The organism is Achromobacter sp. Bel (assembly GCF_012928505.1).
GTDB lineage: Bacteria > Pseudomonadota > Gammaproteobacteria > Burkholderiales > Burkholderiaceae_B > Achromobacter.
The window spans coordinates 61,991-80,954 of record NZ_JABBJN010000031.1; the positions used below are offsets into that span (position 1 = coordinate 61,991).

The window sequence follows — 18,964 nt, forward strand, 5'->3', positions numbered from 1 at the left end:
ACATGGCTGGCAGTAGCCGGCGTTGTGGTTTTAGCAGGAGCCATCGGCGCGGGCTGGTGGATGGGCAAGGACCGCCAGGCGGTCGCGCCATCCCCCGTACCCGCGGCAACCTCTCCGGCGGCGAACCCATCGGCACCGGCTTCCGGCGACGCCAAACCGGCGTTGCCGGCCAGTGCGGTGGTCGGCTCGGCTGATCCCTTTGCTGCATTGACCTGCCAGCCGCGTCAATACAACGACACGCTGTCGCTCTCCGTCACGTTCACGCAACCGGTGGACGGCAAGGCGAACCTGGATAGTTTCCTCCAGGTGACCGACATCGGCTCCACGTCCGGCAAGGACGACCAGGACAGCGAATCCGCCGCCTCTCCGAACGATCAGCCGGCTTCGGTCAAGCCGGGCGACGCCGCGCCGAAGGGCAAGATCGTCAAGGGCAACTGGGTCGTGGGCGAGAACCCGCGCATGGTGTATTTCCCGTACATCCAGCCGCAGCGCAAGTACGCGATCACGGTGCGTTCGGGCCTGCCCGGCGTGGGCGACAAGGTCGTGCTGGCTGAATCGTCGAATTGCGAGGTCAACACTCAGGCCATGCCGCCGTCGTTCTACTTCGCCAGCCGCGGCGTCGTGCTGCCGGCCGGCCAGAATGGCGGCCTGCCGGTGGCGACGGTCAACGTGTCCGAAGTCGACGTGCAGTTCCTGCGCGTGGCCCCGGACCGTGTGCCGGAACTGTTCGAAACCGTCCTGGGTATCGGCCGCAACACGGCAGCCCAGTCCGACGATGAAGAAGGCGGCTACGACGAAGAAGACGGCTGGCGCTATTCGGACAACCGCAGCCTGAAGGGCTCGGTCAGCAACTGGGACCTGGACCGCCTGAATTCACTGACGACCAGCGTCTATCAAGGCCGTTTCCTGACCGACGACAAGCCCAACCGCCGCCATGTGACGTTCCTGCCGGTCGAAGGCGTGAAGGAACTGCAAGAGCCCGGCATCTACATCGCGGTGATGAGCCAACCCGGCCGCTTCCGCTACGAGTACCAGGTCACGTATTTCTATGTCAGCGATATCGGCCTGCATGCGCGCCGCTATACCGACCGCATCGAAGCCTATTCCGTGTCGTTGAAGACCGGCCAGGCCATTTCGGGCGCCACGTTTGAATTGGTGGACGGCGCCGGCAAGGCGCTGGCCAAGGCCGCCGCCGATGCGCAAGGCCATGTCCGTTTCGAAGGCAGTTTCACCAATGCGCGTGTCATCCGCGCGTCGCGCGACAAGGAAATGACCGTTCTGGCGCTGGCCGAGCCGGCGTTGGACCTGTCGGAATTCGACACCGGTGGCCATACCTCGCGCCCGAACAACTTGTTCGTCTACGCGGGCCGCAACCTGTATCGCCCCGGCGAAACGTTCAATGTGTCGGTGCTGCCGCGTGATCTGGACGGCCGCGTGCTGACCCCGGCGCCGCTGACCGCCACGATCAAGCGCCCTGACGGCCGGGTGGTGCAGACCACCTTGTGGCAGCCCAAGAAAGACCTGGTGGGCTATGTCGAACGCGCGATCGAGCTGCCGCTGGATGCGCAGACCGGTTCGTGGCTGCTTGAGCTGCGGGTGGATCCCGCTTCGCGCGCGCCGGACGCGTCGTGGAAGTTCCAGGTCGAGGAATTCCTGCCCGAGCGCATGAAGATGGCGCTGACCTCCGAACAGGAAGTGCTGTCGATCGGCGACGACCTGACCGTCGATGTGCAGGGCGACTACCTGTATGGGGCGCCGGCCGCCGGCAATCGGTTGCTGTCGACCTTCCAGGTCAAGCGTGACCGCTTTGCGTTGGCCCAGCAATGGCCTGGCTTCATCTTCGGCGACGTGGCCGACGATTCGCGCCGCTCGTTCGGCGAGCTGCCGGAAACGGCGTTGGACGACAAGGGCCATGCGCAGTTGGAAGTCCCGTCGAGCACCGCCGGCACGCATTCGCCCATGAAGCTGCGGGTATCGGCCAGCCTGTTGGAATCCGGCGGCCGTCCGGTGGTGCGTTCTATCGAGCGCAGCGTCTGGCCCGCTGACAAGCTGATCGGTGTGCGTCCGCAATTCGACGGCGACGTGGCCCGCGAAAGCGCGCCCGCCACCTTTGAAGTGATCCGCGCAAATGCCCAAGGCAAGCTCGAACCGCTGGCCCAGGCCCAGATGCGCCTGTTCCGCGAAGAGCGCCAGTACTACTGGCGTTTCGATGACCAGCGCGGCTGGAACAGCGGCTATACCGAAACCGATGAACTGCTCGATTCGCGCGAGATCGCGCTGACCGACCGCGCCCAACTGACCGTTCCGGTCAAGTGGGGCCGCTACCGCCTGGAACTGACCGACCCGGAAACGGGCGAGACGATGCGCTACCGCTTCTATGCGGGCTGGAACGCGCAGGATGCCGACGCGATGGGCAACCGTCCGGACCGCGTCCAGATGAAGCTTGAAGGCGTGCCGGCCAAGCCGGGCGACACCGTCAAGGTGACGCTGACCCCGCCGCATGACGGCCAGGCCCTGGTGACGGTCGAAGGCGACCGCATGCTGTGGTCCACCTGGGTCGCCGTGAAGGCGACGGGCACCCAAGTTGAAATTCCCATCAGCAAGGACTGGAAGCGTCACGACCTGTACGTGTCTGCCGCCGTGTTCCGCCCGGGCAGCGAAGGCGACCGCGTGACCCCGGCGCGCGCGCTGGGCCTGGCGTTCCTGCCAATCGCCAGTGCCGAGCGCAAGCTGGACGTCAAGCTGACCGCGCCGCCCAAGGCCGTGCCGGAAAACAAGACGACCGTGCGCGTCAAGGTGGACGGCGCCCAGGGCAAGCAGGCCACGGTGACCCTGTCGGCCGTGGACGTCGGGATCCTGAACATCAACCAGTACGCCACGCCGGATCCGTTGGACTTCTTCTTCGGCAAGCACCGTTACGCGCCCGAATTGCTGGACATGTACGGCAAGCTGATCGAAAAGATGGACGGCACCAAGGGCAAGCTGAAGTGGGGCGGTGACGCCGCCATGCGTGGCGACAGCAAGAGCCTGCCGAAGAAGGTCAAGCTGGTCGACCTGTTCTCGGGCCCGGTGACGTTGAACGCGCAGGGCGAAGCGGACATTCCGCTGGACCTGCCCGACTTCAACGGCACGCTGCGCCTGATGGCGGTGGCCTTCACGGCCGACAACTACGGCAGCACCGACACCGAAATGGTGGTGGCGGCGCCGATCGTGGCCGAACTGAACACTCCGCGTTTCATCACCCCGGGCGACCAGGCGGCGATTGCGCTGGACGTGACCAACCTGAGCGGCGCCGAACAGAAGATCACGGTCAAGCTGGAAGCGCTGGACCCGCTGGCGATTCCGGACGGCGTGCGCACCTTGACGCTGAAGGACAAGCAACGCACGACCCTGCGCTTTAATGCCACCACTACCGGCTCGTACGGCCTGGGCCTGATGCGCCTGACCGTCGACGGCCAGGGCGGCGGCAAGCCCGTGCATATCGTGCGCGAATCCGTGTTGCAGGTGCAGCCGGCCTATGCGGGCGAACGCCAGGTGCGCCGTCTGCGCCTGAACCCGGGCGAGTCGAATACGCCGCAGGCGTCGTGGGTGTCTTCGTACTATCCGGATTCGGCCTTGATCAGCATGACGGTGTCGAACCGTCCGCCGTTCAACGTCAATCGCCTGGTCGAAGGCCTGCTCGCCTATCCGTACGGTTGCACCGAGCAGACCATCAGCCGCGCCTTGCCGTGGGTGCTGATCGACGAAGACGTTGCCAAGCAGTTCGGCCTGAAGCCGCGTTCGCAGACGGAGCGCGCCACCCAGGTCTCGGGCGCGATCGCCCGCCTGTCGGGCATGCGCAACGCCGTGGGTTCCTACAACCTGTGGAGCGGTTCGACGTCCCGCGACGTCTGGCTGACGGCTTACGCCGTGGGCTTCCTGCAAGATGCCCGCGACAAGGGCTTTGAAGTGCCGGAAGCCACACTGGACCGTTCGCGTCAGTGGCTGCTGGAGCAAGTGCAGCAGACGTCGAATGGTTTCGGCACGTGGTCGGTGAACCTGCGCCGCAATGTCGAGGCAGGCCGCATCGACGGCAGCGACGCCAACATCCTGCGCGAAGATCATCGCCGCTTTGCCGGCCTGTCGACCGCGGTGCTGGCACTGGCCCGCGACAAGAAGGCGCCGTTGTCCACGGTCCGCCAACTGTTCGACAACTACCAGGAGCGCGCGCGTTCGCCGCTGCCGCTGATCCAGTTGGCGGCCGCATTCAAGCTGATGGGTGACGAAGGGCGCATGAAGTCCGCGCTGGACGCCGCCATGACGCGCGAGTACGGCTTCCCGCGCCGCAACTACAACGCCTATTACGACGAATGGCTGGGCGACTACGGCAGCAGCGTGCGTGATTACTCGCTGGCATATGCGCTGGCCAACCAGTACGGCTTGAAGCACGAGCGCCTGGAAAACCTGCTGACGCAGTTGACGGCCCGCCTGGGCAACCGCTCGTACCTGTCGACGCAGGAAAGGATGTCGCTGTTGCTGGCCGCGCGTGCGATCGGCGGCGACAAGGGCTCCCCGTGGGAAGCCTCGCTGACCGTCAACGGCGCGCACAAGCCGCTGGACGGCGGCAAGAGCGACCAGACGGTGGCGCTGTCGGCGGCGGACCTGGCGAATACGCAACTGGTCAACACCGGTTCGCAATCGCTGTTCGTTGAATACGACATCCAGGGCAGCCCGACGGTTGCGCCCAAGCCGCGCAACGACGTCATCCAGTTGAAGCGCGGCTGGTACCGCCCCGACGGCAAACCGTGGGACGGCGGCACCTTGCAGACGGGCGACATGCTGGTGGTGTGGGTGCAGGCCTCGGCCAACCAGAGCATCCCCGATGCCCTGATCGAGGACCGCGTGCCCGCGGGCTTCGAAGTCGAGAACCTGAACCTGTCGCAGAGTCCCGAGATGCAGGAATGGACGATCGGCGGGCGCCGTGTGGCGGAAGCGATGTCCGACTCCAACATCAAGCATCGCGAATTCCGTGACGACCGTTACGTGGCCGCCGTGTCCCTGGGCCGCGGCAAGGTGGACGTGTTCTATCTGGTGCGCGTCGTGACGCCGGGCCGCTTTGCGGTGCCGTCGACGGTGGCCGAGGACATGTACCGTCCGGAAATCCGCGGCGTGGGTGAGCAGTGGAGCACGGTCGACATCCGCGATCGCGGCGCCAAGCGTCCTTGACCGCCGCCGCCACCCCCGCGACGAGCGCCCAGCGCGCCCGTCGCTGGCGGCGGCGCGGCATCATCGCGGCCAGCGTGTTGTTTGCGCTGGCCGCGTTGTTATTCGTGCTGGACCGCCTGTATCCGCTTCCCGCCATCGACTCCGGGGGGGCGGCGGTCGTCATCGCCGCCGACGGCACGCCGCTGCGCAACTATCCCAGCCGCGACGGCATCTGGCGCTACCCGGTCAAGCCGGACCAGGTGTCGCCCAGCTATCTGGACACCTTGCTGACTTACGAGGATCGCTGGTTCTACTGGCACCCGGGGGTGAATCCAGTGGCGCTCGCGCGCGCGGGCTGGCAATGGGCCACCAACCGCCGCATCGTGTCGGGCGGATCGACCCTGACCATGCAGGTCGCGCGGCTGATCGATCCGCAGTTGGCCGGCAAGCCGTCGCGGTCGATGTCCGCGAAATTGCGGCAAGCCTGGCGCGCCGTGCAGTTGGAAATGCACTACAGCAAGGACGAGATCCTGTCCTTGTATCTGACCCACGCCCCCATGGGCGGTATCGTGGAAGGCGTGGAAATGGGGTCGCGGTTGTGGCTGGGCAAGCCTGCCCGCGACCTGAGCCCGGCAGAGGCGGCCATGCTGACCGCTTTGCCCCAGGCGCCGTCGCGCCTGCGTCCCGACCGCCATCCCGAAGCCGCCCAGGCCGCCCGCGACAAGGTGCTGGACCGGATGGCCGAGCTGGGCCGCTGGACGCCGGCGCAGGTTGCCGACGCCAAGATCGAAACTGTGATCGCGCCGCCGTTGCGGGCGCGCTGGCTGGCGCCGCTTGCCGCCCAGCGCCTGCTGCAAGAGGCGGGCAGCCGATCGGCCAAACGCCGCCCGGGGGATCGCCCGCCGCTGGTGGCCTCCACGCTGGACGCCGACATGCAGGCCGCGGTGGAACGCATGTTGCTGGACCGTGTCGACAGCCTGCCGCCCAAGGTGTCGATGGCCGTGCTGGTCATGGACAACGATACGCTTGAGGTCAAGGCCTACGCCGGATCCGCCGATTTTTCCGACGATACCCGTTACGCCCATGTGGATATGGTGCGCGGCGTGCGTTCGCCGGGTTCTACTCTGAAGCCGTTTTTGTACGCGCAAGCGCTGGATGAAGGCCTGATCCATTCCGAAAGCCTGCTGATCGACGCGCCCATGTCGTTCGGCGGCTACGCGCCGGGCAATTTCCAGGCGGCGTTTTCGGGGCCGATCAGTGTGGCGCAGGCGCTGCAGCGGTCGCTGAATGTGCCGGCCGTGGACCTGCTGGACCGTGTCGGGCCCGTCAGTTTTGCCTCGGCGATGCTGGCCGGCGGGGTGCGGTTACGTTTGCCTGCGGGCGCCGCACCGAATTTGAGCTTGATTTTGGGCGGGGGCGGCACCACATTGGAAGAACTGGTCGGCGCTTATCGGGCGTTGGCCCGGGGCGGGATCTCCGGCCGGCCTCGCCTGCGGGCGGAGCAGCCTCGGATCGAGTCCCGTATGATGAGTGCTGGAGCCGCCTGGATCGTCCGCGATATCCTGGAAGGCGGTGGGCATCCCGACCGGCCTTTCTACCAGTCGGGCAGCCCGGCCCGGCGGCTGGCCTGGAAAACCGGGACCAGTTTCGGATTCCGGGATGCCTGGGCGATCGGAGTGACCGACAGATGGACGCTTGGCGTCTGGGTCGGGCGCCCGGATGGCACGCCGAACCCCGGATTTTTCGGGGCGAATGTGGCAGCGCCGCTACTGCAGGATATTGTGGCGGCGTTACCGGAAGGGGCGCAGCAGGTGCGCAGCCGGCCCGAAACGGTGCAGGCGGCAGTCACATGCTGGCCATTGGGTTACAGGCTGGGCAGCGTGCCCTCGGGGGAATGCCCCGAACAGCGCGCGGCCTGGCTGCTGAATGATACGGCGCCGCCGTCTTTTGCCGGCTACGCCGACGCCACGCAGGGGCCTTTGCGCCTGGGTGGCGTGGCGAACGGTTCGGTGCTGCGGCCCGTGCCCGGCAGCCGGCAGGTGGCGCTGGATGTGGATGTGCAGGGCGCCGAAGGCGACGTGTGGTGGATGCTTGACGGGCGCGTGGTGAATCACGGCGCGTCGAGTCATTCGTTTAAATTAGTGCTGGCACAAGACGGCCGGTATACGCTTACCGTCATGGACACACAAGGCCGCCACGATAGCGTGGTTTTTGAAATCGCTGGCGTTACGCCATGATCGGCATAGAATATGAATCGTGTATTTGACCGCTTCGATGCAATACGGAGGAAGCGTGATTTCTCAAGAGCTTGAAGTCAGCCTGCATATGGCTTTCGTCGAGGCCCGTTCGGCCCGGCACGAATTTATTACCGTCGAGCACCTGCTGTTGGCACTGCTCGATAACGCTTCGGCAGTCGAGGTCCTTCGCGCTTGCGCGGCGAACCTGGACGACTTGCGCCGCAACCTGCGCCAATTCGTCTCGGAGAACACACCCGTGATCCCGAGCGGCGCCGAGGTCGACACGCAGCCGACGCTGGGCTTCCAGCGCGTGATCCAGCGCGCGATCATGCACGTTTCCGCAGGCGGCACCGGCAAGAAGCCGGTCACCGGCGCGAATGTGCTGGTGGCTATTTTCGGCGAAAAGGATTCACACGCTGTGTATTACCTGCAACAGCAGGGCGTGACACGGCTGGATGTGGTCAATTTCCTGTCGCATGGCATTACCAAACAGCCCCAGGTGGAGTCCGCCGCCGTGCAGAAAGAGCAGCAGACCAATGGTGAAGAGCAGGGCGAATCGCGTCAGTCGCCCCTTGACCAATACGCCACCGACCTGAACGCCGCCGCGCTGGCGGGCCGCATCGATCCCCTGATCGGACGCGAGCATGAAGTCGAGCGCGTGATCCAGGTGTTGTGCCGCCGCCGCAAGAACAACCCGCTGCTGGTCGGCGAGGCGGGCGTGGGCAAGACCGCCATCGCCGAAGGCCTGGCCTGGCGCATCACGCGCGGCGAAGTGCCCGAAATCCTGCAGGCCGCCCAGGTCTTTTCGCTGGACATGGGCGCGCTGCTGGCCGGCACCAAGTACCGCGGCGATTTCGAACAGCGTCTGAAGGGCGTGCTCAAGCAGATCCGCGGCAACCCTGACGCCATCCTGTTCATCGATGAGATCCATACGCTGATCGGCGCCGGTTCGGCCTCGGGCGGCACGCTGGACGCGTCCAATCTGCTCAAGCCCGCTCTGTCTTCCGGGCAGCTCAAGTGCATTGGCGCCACCACGTATACGGAATATCGCGGTGTGTTCGAAAAGGACCACGCGCTGTCGCGCCGGTTCCAGAAGATCGACGTGCCCGAACCCAGCGTCGAGCAGACCGTGCAGATCCTGCGCGGGCTCAAGAGCCGTTTCGAAGAGCACCACAGCGTCCGGTATTCGGCTGCGGCCCTGTCGGCCGCCGCGGAGCTGTCCGCGCGCTTCATCAATGATCGGCATCTGCCCGACAAGGCCATCGACGTGATCGACGAAGCAGGGGCCGCACAGCGCCTCTTGCCGCGTTCGCGCCAGAAGAAGGTGATCGGCAAGGTGGATATCGAGAATATCGTGTCCAAGATCGCCCGTATTCCGCCGCAGTCCGTTTCGAACGACGACCGCAGCAAGCTGGCCACGCTGGACCGCGACCTGAAAACGGTCGTGTTCGGCCAGGATGGCGCCATCGACGCGCTGGCCGCGGCCATCAAGATGGCGCGCTCGGGCCTGGGCAAGCCGGAAAAGCCGATCGGCGCCTTCCTGCTGTCGGGTCCCACCGGCGTGGGCAAGACCGAAGTGGCGCGCCAACTGGCATTCACGCTGGGCGTCGAGCTGCTGCGCTTTGACATGTCGGAATACATGGAGCGCCATGCGGTGTCGCGCCTGATCGGCGCGCCGCCAGGATACGTCGGCTTCGACCAGGGCGGCCTTCTGACCGAGGCCATCACGAAGCAGCCGCATTGCGTGCTGCTGCTGGATGAAATCGAAAAGGCGCATCCGGATGTGTTCAACATCCTGCTCCAGGTCATGGATCACGGCACGCTGACCGACAACAACGGCCGCAAGGCGGATTTCCGCAACGTCATCCTGATCATGACGACGAACGCGGGCGCCGAAACCCTGAACCGGCCGTCGATCGGGTTTGCCAATTCGCGGATGCTGGGCGATGAAATGGCGGAAATCCGCCGCATGTTCACGCCTGAGTTCCGCAACCGCCTTGATGCGATCATTCCGTTCGCCGCGTTGGACCGCGAGGTCATCCTGCGCGTGGTGGACAAGTTCCTCATGCAACTGGAAGACCAATTGCATGAGCGTCGCGTGGAAGCCGTGTTCACCACGAAACTGCGCGAACACCTTGCCAAGGAGGGGTTCGACCCGCTCATGGGCGCACGTCCCATGCAACGTCTCATCCAGGACACCATCCGCCGCGCGCTGGCCGACGAACTGTTGTTCGGCAAGCTGGTGGACGGTGGTTCGGTCACGGTCGACCTGGACGATGCGGGCAAGGTGACGCTGGACTTCGACGACAGCGGCAAGCCGCCGTCGTCGGATGCGCCGGATAAGCAGGAAGTCGAACTGATCGATTGATGACCGCGGATCACCAGCCGCTGATCGAGTGCGAACACTGCGCAAGCGTTTATCGCCGACATCAGCTTGAACCTGGAGAGACTGCCAATTGCGCCCGCTGTGGAGCCATACTCTGGCGATACAGCGGGCTTACTTTGTCCAATTGGCTGGCCCTCGCCATCTCCGCCCTGATCATCTTCGGGGTGGCCAACGCCTATCCGGTCGCTTCCATGTCCGTTCAGGGCATGTTGCAGCAAGCGTCCTTGCTGGATGCTATTTCCATCACCTGGCGCCAAGGCCATTGGGTGGTCGCCGTCATGACGGGTCTGGCCGGTTTTGCATTGCCGCTGCTGCAACTGACGGTGCTGCTCTGGGTGCTGGGGCCCTTGTCGCAAGGCCGCGAGCCTGCCGCGTTCCGAGGCGCGATGCGCCTGCTGGGCGCGCTGCGGCCATGGTGCATGGTGCCCGTGTTCCTGCTGGGCGTGCTGGTCGCGGTGGTGAAGCTGGCCGGGATGGCGGCGGTGTCGCCGGGCATCGGACTGGGCGCCTTCGGCGTGTTGACCATTTTCCTGACGATGCTGGGGCGGCTGTCGCCGCATGTGTTGTGGCGTTATGCGGAATCGTCGGGCGTGGTGCCCGTGCATGTCCCCGAAAGCACGCCGGACACGGTGCTGGCCGGCTGCCATGTCTGCGGCCAGGTGCAGGCGCTGCCGCGTGATGCGGACCCCGAAGAAGAACACCATTGCGTGCGCTGCGACGCAGTCGTGCACTATCGCAAACCGGACCATCTGGCCCGCACCTGGGCGCTACTGCTGGCGGCGGTGGTGTTCTACATTCCCGCCAACGTGCTGCCGGTCATGCAGGTCAGTTCGGTCCTGGGCGACAGTGCCCACACCATCCTGGGCGGTGTGGTCGAGCTATGGCAGATGGGGTCCTGGGACATTGCGCTGATCGTCTTCATTGCGAGCGTGGCGGTGCCCCTGACCAAATTGCTGGCGTTGATCCTGCTGCTGCTGACCGAACAATGGCGCAGCACGACCAATTTGCGCCCGCGCACCCGCTTGTATCAAATGGTCGAGTTCATCGGCCAGTGGTCGATGCTGGACGTTTTTGTCGTTATATTGCTGGCGGCCCTGGCCGATTTCCAGGGACTGATGGAAATCAGCGCTGGGGCGGGCGCCGCGGCCTTTGGCGTGGTGGTGATTCTGACCATGCTGGCCGCCATGAGTTTCGACCTGAGGCGCAGCTGGGATCTGGAAGACGAGAGCGAGATCGACGCGCCTGAGGTCGAGGGAAGCGCTCCCCCGGCGCGGGCGCGGCAGCAAGCGCCGCGGCAAGTGGCGCCGGTAACAAGCAAATAAGTGGGCTCGCAGCAACCGTGGTTCCCCACTCAAGAAGAAAAAAGGAAATTTGATGTCCGACCAAGCTCCTGGATCCGGTGAGGAAAAGCAGTACCAATCGCCGACCATCACGCGCAAGCAGAAGAGCCGGATCTCATGGATCTGGCTGGTGCCGATCGTGGCTGCGCTGATGGGCATATCGCTGGTCGTGCGCACTTGGATGCAGGCCGGTCCCGACATCTCCATTTCGTTCAATACGGCCGATGGGCTGGAAGTGGGCAAGACCCAGTTGCGCTACAAAGACGTGAACATCGGTACCGTCAAATCCATCGGCTTCAACGAAGACCGCAGCAAGGTGGTTGTGCAGGCCGAATTGGCCAAGGACGTGGCCGATCTGGCGCGCGAGGGCACCAATTTCTGGGTGGTCCGGCCACGGCTGGACGTGAGCGGCGTGTCGGGCCTGGGCACCTTGTTGTCGGGCGCGTATATCGGCGTGGACGCGGTTGAAGGCAAGAACGGCTCCACCACCAAGGCGACCAAGCTGCATTTCGAAGGGCTGGAGATTCCGCCCGCGGTCACGCATGACCGCGCCGGCAAGCGCTTCATGCTGAAGGCGTCGGATCTGGGGTCGCTGGACATCGGTTCACCGGTTTATTTCCGCCGCATCAATGTGGGCCGCGTCATCGGCTATGCGCTGGACAAGACGGGCGGTGCCGTGAATGTCGAAGTGTTCGTGGACGCGCCGAACGACAAGTTCGTGACCAACGGCACGCGCTTCTGGAATGCCAGTGGGGTGGACTTCAGCGTCAACGCGGACGGACTGAAGGTGCGCACGCAGTCTCTCGTGTCGATGGCGGTGGGCGGCGTGGCGTTCGAGCCCGTCCAAAGCGCGCGCGACGGGGCCTCGCCGGCGCCCGCCGATGCCAAATTCGACTTGTATCCCACGGAGTCGGCCGCCAAGGCCAATCCGGACGGCGAAGCCTTCCCGATTCGCATGCGCTTCGACCAGTCGATCCGCGGGCTGGCGGTCGGCGCGCCGATCGACTTCAGCGGTATCACGCTGGGCAACGTTACGCAGATCAACCTGGACTTCGACCCGGTCTCCAAGCGCTTTTATTCGCTGGTGGACGCCACGCTGTATCCGGAACGCCTGGGCCGCGTGTACGAAGAAGTGCGCGAGCGGGCGGCGAAGGAAGGCGACGTGGCCGGCAACCGCTTGCTGGGCGTGATGATCAAGCACGGATTGCGCGCGCAGTTGCGCACGTCCAACTTGCTGACCGGCCAGTTGTACGTCGTGCTGGATGATTTCCCGAATGCCAAGCCGGTGGAGTTCAAGCCGTCCGATCCGGCCATCATCCCGACGATTCCGGGCAATCTGGACCAGTTGCAGCAGCAGGTCAGCAATATCGTCGCCAAGATCGAGAAGATTCCGTTCGACAAAATCGGCGAAGACCTGCGTACGACGTTGTCCAGCACGTCCAAGCTGATGAACCGCCTGGACAAGCAGGTGGCGCCGGAAGCGCAGAGCATGCTGAAGCAGGCCAGGGAATCGATGGCGAACATCAATGCGATGCTGGCCTCGGACGCGTCCTTGCCGGTCAATACCGAAAAGGCGATGCAGGAACTGAGCCGCGCGGCGCGTTCGCTGCGGGCGTTGGCCGATTTCCTGCAATCGAACCCTGAAGCTTTGCTGCGTGGCCGCGGCAATGACCCGATTCCCGGCGCAGGCCCTGTCAGGAACTGAAGAACATGACTATTTCCCCCATGCGTACCGTCCTGTCCCTGCTGGTTGCCGGCGCTGCCCTGGCGGGCTGCGGCTCGTCGCCGCCAGTGCACTACTACACGTTGCAAGGGCCGGCCGCCCCGGCGCCCGCGTCGGCCGCCACCCCGGCGGGCTTCCTGATCGAAGTCCAGCCTGTCAGCTTGTCGACCCAGGCGGATCAACCGCAGTTGATGGTGCGCACCGGCGACGGCAGCGTGTCTGCGCTGTATTCGGAACGGTGGAGCTCGCCGCTGGGCGACGAGTTGCGCGGCGCGCTGTCGGATGCGCTGAAGCGGGAGCTGGGCGCGCTGGACGTGCAGGCGGTCAAGCCGGGGCCGGGCGCGGCCGTATGGCGGGTGCAGACAGACGTGCAGCGCTTCGACCTCGTGTCCGGCAGCATGGCGCAATTGGACGCGACTTGGCGCGTGCGGCCCGTCAATATGAAGGGCTCGGGCCTGCTGTGCCGCAGCCTGGTCACGGAATCCGTTTCGGAAGCCGGCGTCCCGGCGCTGATCGCCGCCCAGCAGCGCGCCGTGGTCAGCCTGGCCGGCGTGATGGCCTCGGCCATGCGGGGCCAGGCCCCCGCCGGCACCGGATCCGTGCAGATGCTGGGTTGCTCGGCCCTGAAGGACTGAGAATTCTGCGTGATCTCAAGTGGTTAACCTAGGGTTAACCTTAATACAAACGCGGTTGCAACCTGTCTAGCATACGGTCCTACCCATGCTGGGTTCTTTCCGAATCCAGTATTACCTTTGCCATGCGACAGGAAGCAATCTCTTATGGCCAGCACGACCCTTGGCGTCAAAGTCGATGACGCACTACGCGACCGCCTGAAGGCGGCCGCGCACAAGCTCAATTGCACGCCGCATTGGCTGCACAAGCAGGCGATCCTTGCTTATCTGGACAAGATCGAGCGCGGCCACTTGCCTGCGGAAATGTCGCACCTGGGCATCGATGCGGGCACGGAAGACGATACGGGCGACGCCCAGTCGGCGCCCACGCCGCCGTTCTACGAGTTCGGCCAGGACGTGCAACCGCAGTCGGTGCTGCGCGCCGCGATCACCGCGGCCTATCGCCGCCCCGAGCCGGAATGCGTTCCGCTGCTGCTGGGCCAGGCCCGCATGCCGAACCTGGAGAAGGTCCACGCGATGGCCTCCGACCTTGTCAAGAAGCTGCGCGGCAAGCGCAGCGGCGGCGGCGTCGAAGGGTTGATCCAGGAGTTCTCGCTGTCCAGTCAGGAAGGCGTGGCGCTGATGTGCCTGGCCGAAGCGCTGCTGCGCATTCCCGACCGCGCGACGCGCGACGCGCTGATCCGCGACAAGGTCGCCCGCGGCGACTGGAAGTCGCACATGGGCGGTTCGCAATCGCTGTTCGTCAACGCCGCCACCTGGGGGCTGATGATCACCGGCAAGCTGGTGGCCGTGAGCAGCGAGCAGTCGCTGTCCAAGGCGTTGACCCGGCTGATCGGCAAGGGCGGCGAACCGCTGGTGCGCAAAGGCGTGAACATGGCCATGCGCATGATGGGCGAACAGTTCGTGTCTGGCCAGACGATCTCTGAGGCGCTCGCCAACAACCGCAAGATGGAAGCCCGCGGCTTCCGCTATTCCTACGACATGCTGGGCGAGGCCGCGACCACGGCGGAAGACGCCGACCGCTACTACGCGTCGTACGAGCAGGCCATCCATGCCATCGGCAAGGCGGCGGCCGGCCGCGGCATCTATGAAGGCCCCGGCATCTCGATCAAGCTGTCGGCGTTGCACCCGCGCTATTCCCGCAGCCAGCGCGAACGCGTTATCGCGGAATTGCTGCCGCGTGTGAAAGCGCTGACGGCGCTGGCCCGCAGCTACGACATCGGATTGAACATCGACGCCGAAGAGGCCGACCGCCTGGAGATCTCGCTGGACCTGCTGGAGGCGCTCTGTTTCGCGCCCGAGCTCGACGGCTGGAACGGCATCGGCTTTGTCATCCAGGCCTACCAGAAGCGCGCGCCGTTCGTCATCGACTACGTCATCGACCTGGCCCGCCGCAGCCGCCACCGCGTCATGGTGCGGCTGGTGAAGGGCGCTTACTGGGACAGCGAAATCAAGCGCGCCCAGGTCGACGGCCTGGAAGGCTATCCCGTCTACACCCGCAAGCTGTATACCGACGTGGCGTACCTGGCGTGCGCCCGCAAGCTGCTGGGCGCGCCCGAAGCCGTGTATCCGCAGTTCGCCACGCACAATGCCTATACGCTGGCGGCGATCTATCAGTTGGCCGGCCAGAACTACTATCCCGGCCAATACGAATTCCAGTGCCTGCACGGCATGGGCGAACCGCTGTACGACGAAGTGGTGGGCCCGTTGGCCCAAGGCAAGCTGAACCGCCCGTGCCGCATCTATGCGCCGGTCGGCACGCATGAAACGCTGCTGGCGTACCTGGTGCGCCGCCTGCTTGAAAACGGCGCCAATACCTCGTTCGTGAACCTGATCGGCGACGACAGCATTCCGGTCGAAACGCTGGTGGCCGATCCGGTGGAGGCCGCTTCGCGCATCGTGCCGCTGGGCGCGCCGCACGAGAAGATCGCGCTGCCGCGCGAACTCTACGGCAACCCGCAGCAGGGCGCCCGCGCCAACTCGGCGGGCCTGGACTTGACCAACGAGCACCGGTTGGGATCGCTGTCGGCTGCGTTGCTGGCCAGCGCCGGCACGCCGTGGCGTGCGGGCCCGATGCTGGGCGAGGGCGGCGAGGCATGGGATGCGGCGCGCGCCATTGAAGTGCGCAACCCCGCCAACCTGCGCGACGTCGTGGGCCATGTGGTCGAGGCGCACACTGACGAGGCCGACGCCGCCTTGCGCGCCGCCGCCAACACGGCGCCCATCTGGCAGTCGACGCCGGTGGCGGAACGGGCGCAGTGCCTGCGCCGTGCGGCGCAATTGCTGGAAGAGCAGATGCAGACCCTGCTGGGCCTGATCGTGCGCGAAGCCGGAAAATCGCTGCCCAACGCCATCGCCGAAGTGCGCGAAGCCGTGGACTTCCTGCGCTATTACGCCGACCAGGCCGAACAGGAATTCAGCAACGACACGCACCGCCCGCTGGGCACCGTGCTGTGCATCAGCCCCTGGAATTTCCCGCTGGCCATCTTCACGGGCCAGGTCGCGGCTGCCTTGGCAGCCGGCAATACCGTCGTGGCCAAGCCTGCGGAACAGACGCCGCTGATCGCCGCGCAAGCCGTCGCCATTCTGCGCGCGGCCGGCGTGCCGGCCGGCGCCGTGCAGCTGTTGCCGGGACGTGGCGAGACCGTGGGCGCCCAACTGGTGGCCAGCCCCGCCGTGCGCGGCGTGATGTTCACCGGATCGACCGACGTGGCGCGCATCATCGCCCGCACGCTGGCCGACCGCCTGGACGACGACGGGCATACCATTCCGCTGATCGCCGAAACGGGCGGCCAGAACGCGATGGTGGTGGACTCGTCCGCGCTGTCCGAACAGGTCGTGTTCGACGTGCTGAGCTCGGCCTTCGATTCGGCCGGCCAACGTTGCTCGGCGCTACGCGTGCTGTGCGTGCAGGAAGACAATGCCGACCACGTGCTGACGATGCTGCGCGGCGCGATGCGCGAACTCAGCGTGGGTAATCCGGACCGCCTGTCGGTTGACGTGGGCCCCGTCATCGATACCGAAGCACGCAATGGCATTCAGCGGCACATCGAGACGATGCGCACGGCGGGCCATCGCGTGGATCAGGTCGAGCTGAACGGCGAATGCCGCCATGGCACCTTCGTGCCGCCCACCATCATTGAAATCGAACACATCAGCGAACTGACGCGTGAAGTGTTCGGTCCCGTGCTGCACGTGGTGCGCTACAAACGCGAGGAGCTGGACGCCTTGCTGGACGCCATCAATGGCACCGGCTATGGCCTGACGTTCGGCGTGCATACCCGCATCGACGAAACGATCGCGCACGTGACGGGGCAGGTCCACGCCGGCAACGTCTACGTCAACCGCAATATCGTGGGGGCGGTCGTGGGTGTGCAGCCCTTCGGGGGCGAATGCCTGTCCGGCACCGGCCCCAAAGCGGGCGGCCCGCTGTACATGTACCGCCTGCTGGGCACGCGTCCGACGGGCCTGCCGCCGGCGCTGGACGCCGCCGCGCCGCTGCCTCAGCGCATTGCGTTGCCCGGCCCGACAGGCGAGACCAATACCTATATGGTCGAACCGCGCGGCGCCGTGTATTGCGTGGCGGCCACCGAGGCCGGCGCGCGGGCGCAGTGGTCGGTGGCCCGTTTGACGGGCAACCACGCCTGGTTCGCGGACACGCCGGCCGCGCAGGCGCTGCTGGCCACGTTGGATGCCGAGCAGCAGGGGCAGGCCGGCATCCTGGCCGACGACGAGGTGGACCAGGCGGATTACCAGGCCGTGCTGTTCGAAGGCGATGGCGATGCGCTGCAGGCGTTGAACCAGCGCATCGCGCAGCGTCCGGGCGCCATCCTGTCGGTGCATGGCCTGACGTCCGACGCACTGGCGGCGGGGGCCGGATACGTGCCGGAACGCCTGCTGACCGAGCGCTCCATCAGCGTCAATACGGCTGCGGCGGGCGGCAACGCCAGCCTCATGACCATCGGCTGAACGTGACCATGCGGTAACTCCCGGCGGGCCGGGAGTTACCGTCGAGTAACCGAGGGTTATCTCCAATATCGGGCAAGGTTGCACTGGAAGCAAAATCCGGTCGCACCTCAAGCCTGGATGTCGCAACCCGGCATCCGGACTTTGCAGAAAATGCATGCGTAGCACCTGGCCACCGCCGGGGCTGCGGTAGTAAAAGAAACCAAAAGCCTGGCTAAAAGCTCAGGTATAACAAGGCCTTAAGTCCGACATCCCGGAGGATTCCCCATGAAGTTCCGCACCACTTTGAAGCTTCTCGCCGCCAGCATCGCCGCCGTCGGCATGACGGCCGCCGCGCACGCCGCCGACATCAAGCTGGGCTTTGCCGCGCCGTTGACCGGCCCGCAATCGCACTACGGCGAAGACATGCAGAACGGCCTGAACCTGGCCCTGGAAGAAGCGAACAAGAAGGGCATCAAGGTTGATGGCCAGCCGGCCAAGTTCGTGCTGGTGTCGCGCGATGACCAGGCCGATCCGCGCGTGGGCGTGCAGGTGGCGCAGCAACTGGTCGACCAGGAGGTCGTGGGCATCCTGGGCCACTTCAACTCCGGCACGACGATCCCCGCGTCGCGCGTCTACCACGAGGCCGGTCTGCCCCAGATCGCCATGGCGACGTCGCCTGAATACACCAAGCAGGGCTACGAAACCACGTTCCGCATGATGACCAGCGACACCCAGCAGGGCGCCGCGGTCGGCAAGTTCATGGTGCAGAACCTGAAGGCCAAGAAAGTCGCGATCATCGATGACCGCACCGCCTACGGCCAGGGCCTGGCCGACGAAGTCGAAAAGGCCGTCAAGGCTGCCGGTGGCGAAGTGGTTCGCCGGGAATACACGACGGACAAGGCGAACGACTTCACGGCCATCCTGACTAACATCAAGGGTTCGGCGCCCGACGCGATCTTCTACGGCGGCCTGGATGCGCAATCCGGCCCGATGAAGCGCCAGTTGGCCACGCTGGGCCTGAAGGCGCCGCTGGTCTCGGGTGAAATGACCCGCAGCGACACGTTCATCAAGCTGGCGGGCGACGCCGCCGACGGCACCTTCGCCTCGCTTGCCGGCGTGCCGCTGGACAAGATGGCCGCGGGCAAGGACTTCGAGCAACGCTATCAGGCGCGCTTCAAGAAGGCCCCCGGCGTGTACGCGCCTTATGCCTATGACGGCGCGTGGAACATGATCACCGCCATTGAGCAGGCAGGTTCTGCCAAGCCCGAGAAGTACCTGCCCGTGCTGGCCAAGCTGAACCGCAAGGGCGCCACCAGCGAGCACATTTCCTACGATGCCAAGGGCGATCTGAAGGAAATCTCGGTCACCATCTACGAAGTCAAGAACGGCAAGTGGGAGATGGTTGAAACGATGGTCAGCCAAGCCAACTAAGGCGGGTTGAACCAGGCGGATGCCGGCTGCGCCAGCGTCCGCCCACTTTGTCCGCACGCGCCGCCCGGCGTGCGCGGACAAAG

Annotated in this window: 8 protein-coding genes; all 8 read left to right on the forward strand. The window is 65.4% G+C overall.

Annotation, left to right across the window (positions count from 1 at the left end; genetic code table 11):
• Positions 1–60 precede the first annotated feature (60 nt).
• The 8 genes from HG262_RS19415 to HG262_RS19450 all read left to right on the forward strand — a co-directional run bounded on the left by HG262_RS19415 (position 61) and on the right by HG262_RS19450 (position 18,881).
• Positions 61–5,205, forward strand: a complete 5,145-nt coding sequence (locus HG262_RS19415) for an alpha-2-macroglobulin (RefSeq protein WP_248293425.1) — start codon at positions 61–63, stop codon at positions 5,203–5,205.
• 59 nt (positions 5,206–5,264) lie between these two features.
• Positions 5,265–7,421 (forward strand): penicillin-binding protein 1C, encoded by a 2,157-nt coding sequence (gene pbpC, locus HG262_RS19420; protein ID WP_348984405.1) that lies wholly within the window; start codon positions 5,265–5,267, stop codon positions 7,419–7,421.
• Between the two features lie 37 nt (positions 7,422–7,458).
• Positions 7,459–9,789, forward strand: a complete 2,331-nt coding sequence (gene clpA / locus HG262_RS19425) for an ATP-dependent Clp protease ATP-binding subunit ClpA (RefSeq protein ID WP_175216760.1) — start codon at positions 7,459–7,461, stop codon at positions 9,787–9,789.
• Positions 9,789–11,129: a PqiA/YebS family transporter subunit gene (locus HG262_RS19430; RefSeq protein WP_169272565.1), complete on the forward strand. Its 1,341-nt coding sequence runs from the start codon at positions 9,789–9,791 to the stop codon at positions 11,127–11,129. Before clpA ends, HG262_RS19430 begins: the two co-directional genes overlap by 1 nt.
• Positions 11,130–11,181: 52 nt before the next feature.
• Positions 11,182–12,852 (forward strand): MlaD family protein, encoded by a 1,671-nt coding sequence (locus HG262_RS19435; protein ID WP_169272566.1) that lies wholly within the window; start codon positions 11,182–11,184, stop codon positions 12,850–12,852.
• A 20-nt stretch (positions 12,853–12,872) separates the two neighbouring features.
• The gene (locus HG262_RS19440) at positions 12,873–13,505 is read left to right on the forward strand and encodes a PqiC family protein (protein WP_169272574.1); all 633 of its coding nucleotides are present in this window, start codon (positions 12,873–12,875) and stop codon (positions 13,503–13,505) included.
• Between the two features lie 144 nt (positions 13,506–13,649).
• A complete protein-coding gene (gene putA, locus HG262_RS19445) occupies positions 13,650–17,471 on the forward strand; it encodes a trifunctional transcriptional regulator/proline dehydrogenase/L-glutamate gamma-semialdehyde dehydrogenase (RefSeq protein WP_169272567.1) in 3,822 nt (1,273 codons plus the stop codon).
• 264 nt (positions 17,472–17,735) lie between these two features.
• On the forward strand, positions 17,736–18,881 hold the full coding sequence (locus tag HG262_RS19450; RefSeq protein ID WP_169272568.1) for a branched-chain amino acid ABC transporter substrate-binding protein: 1,146 nt from the start codon (positions 17,736–17,738) through the stop codon (positions 18,879–18,881).
• The last annotated feature ends 83 nt before the right edge of the window (positions 18,882–18,964 follow it).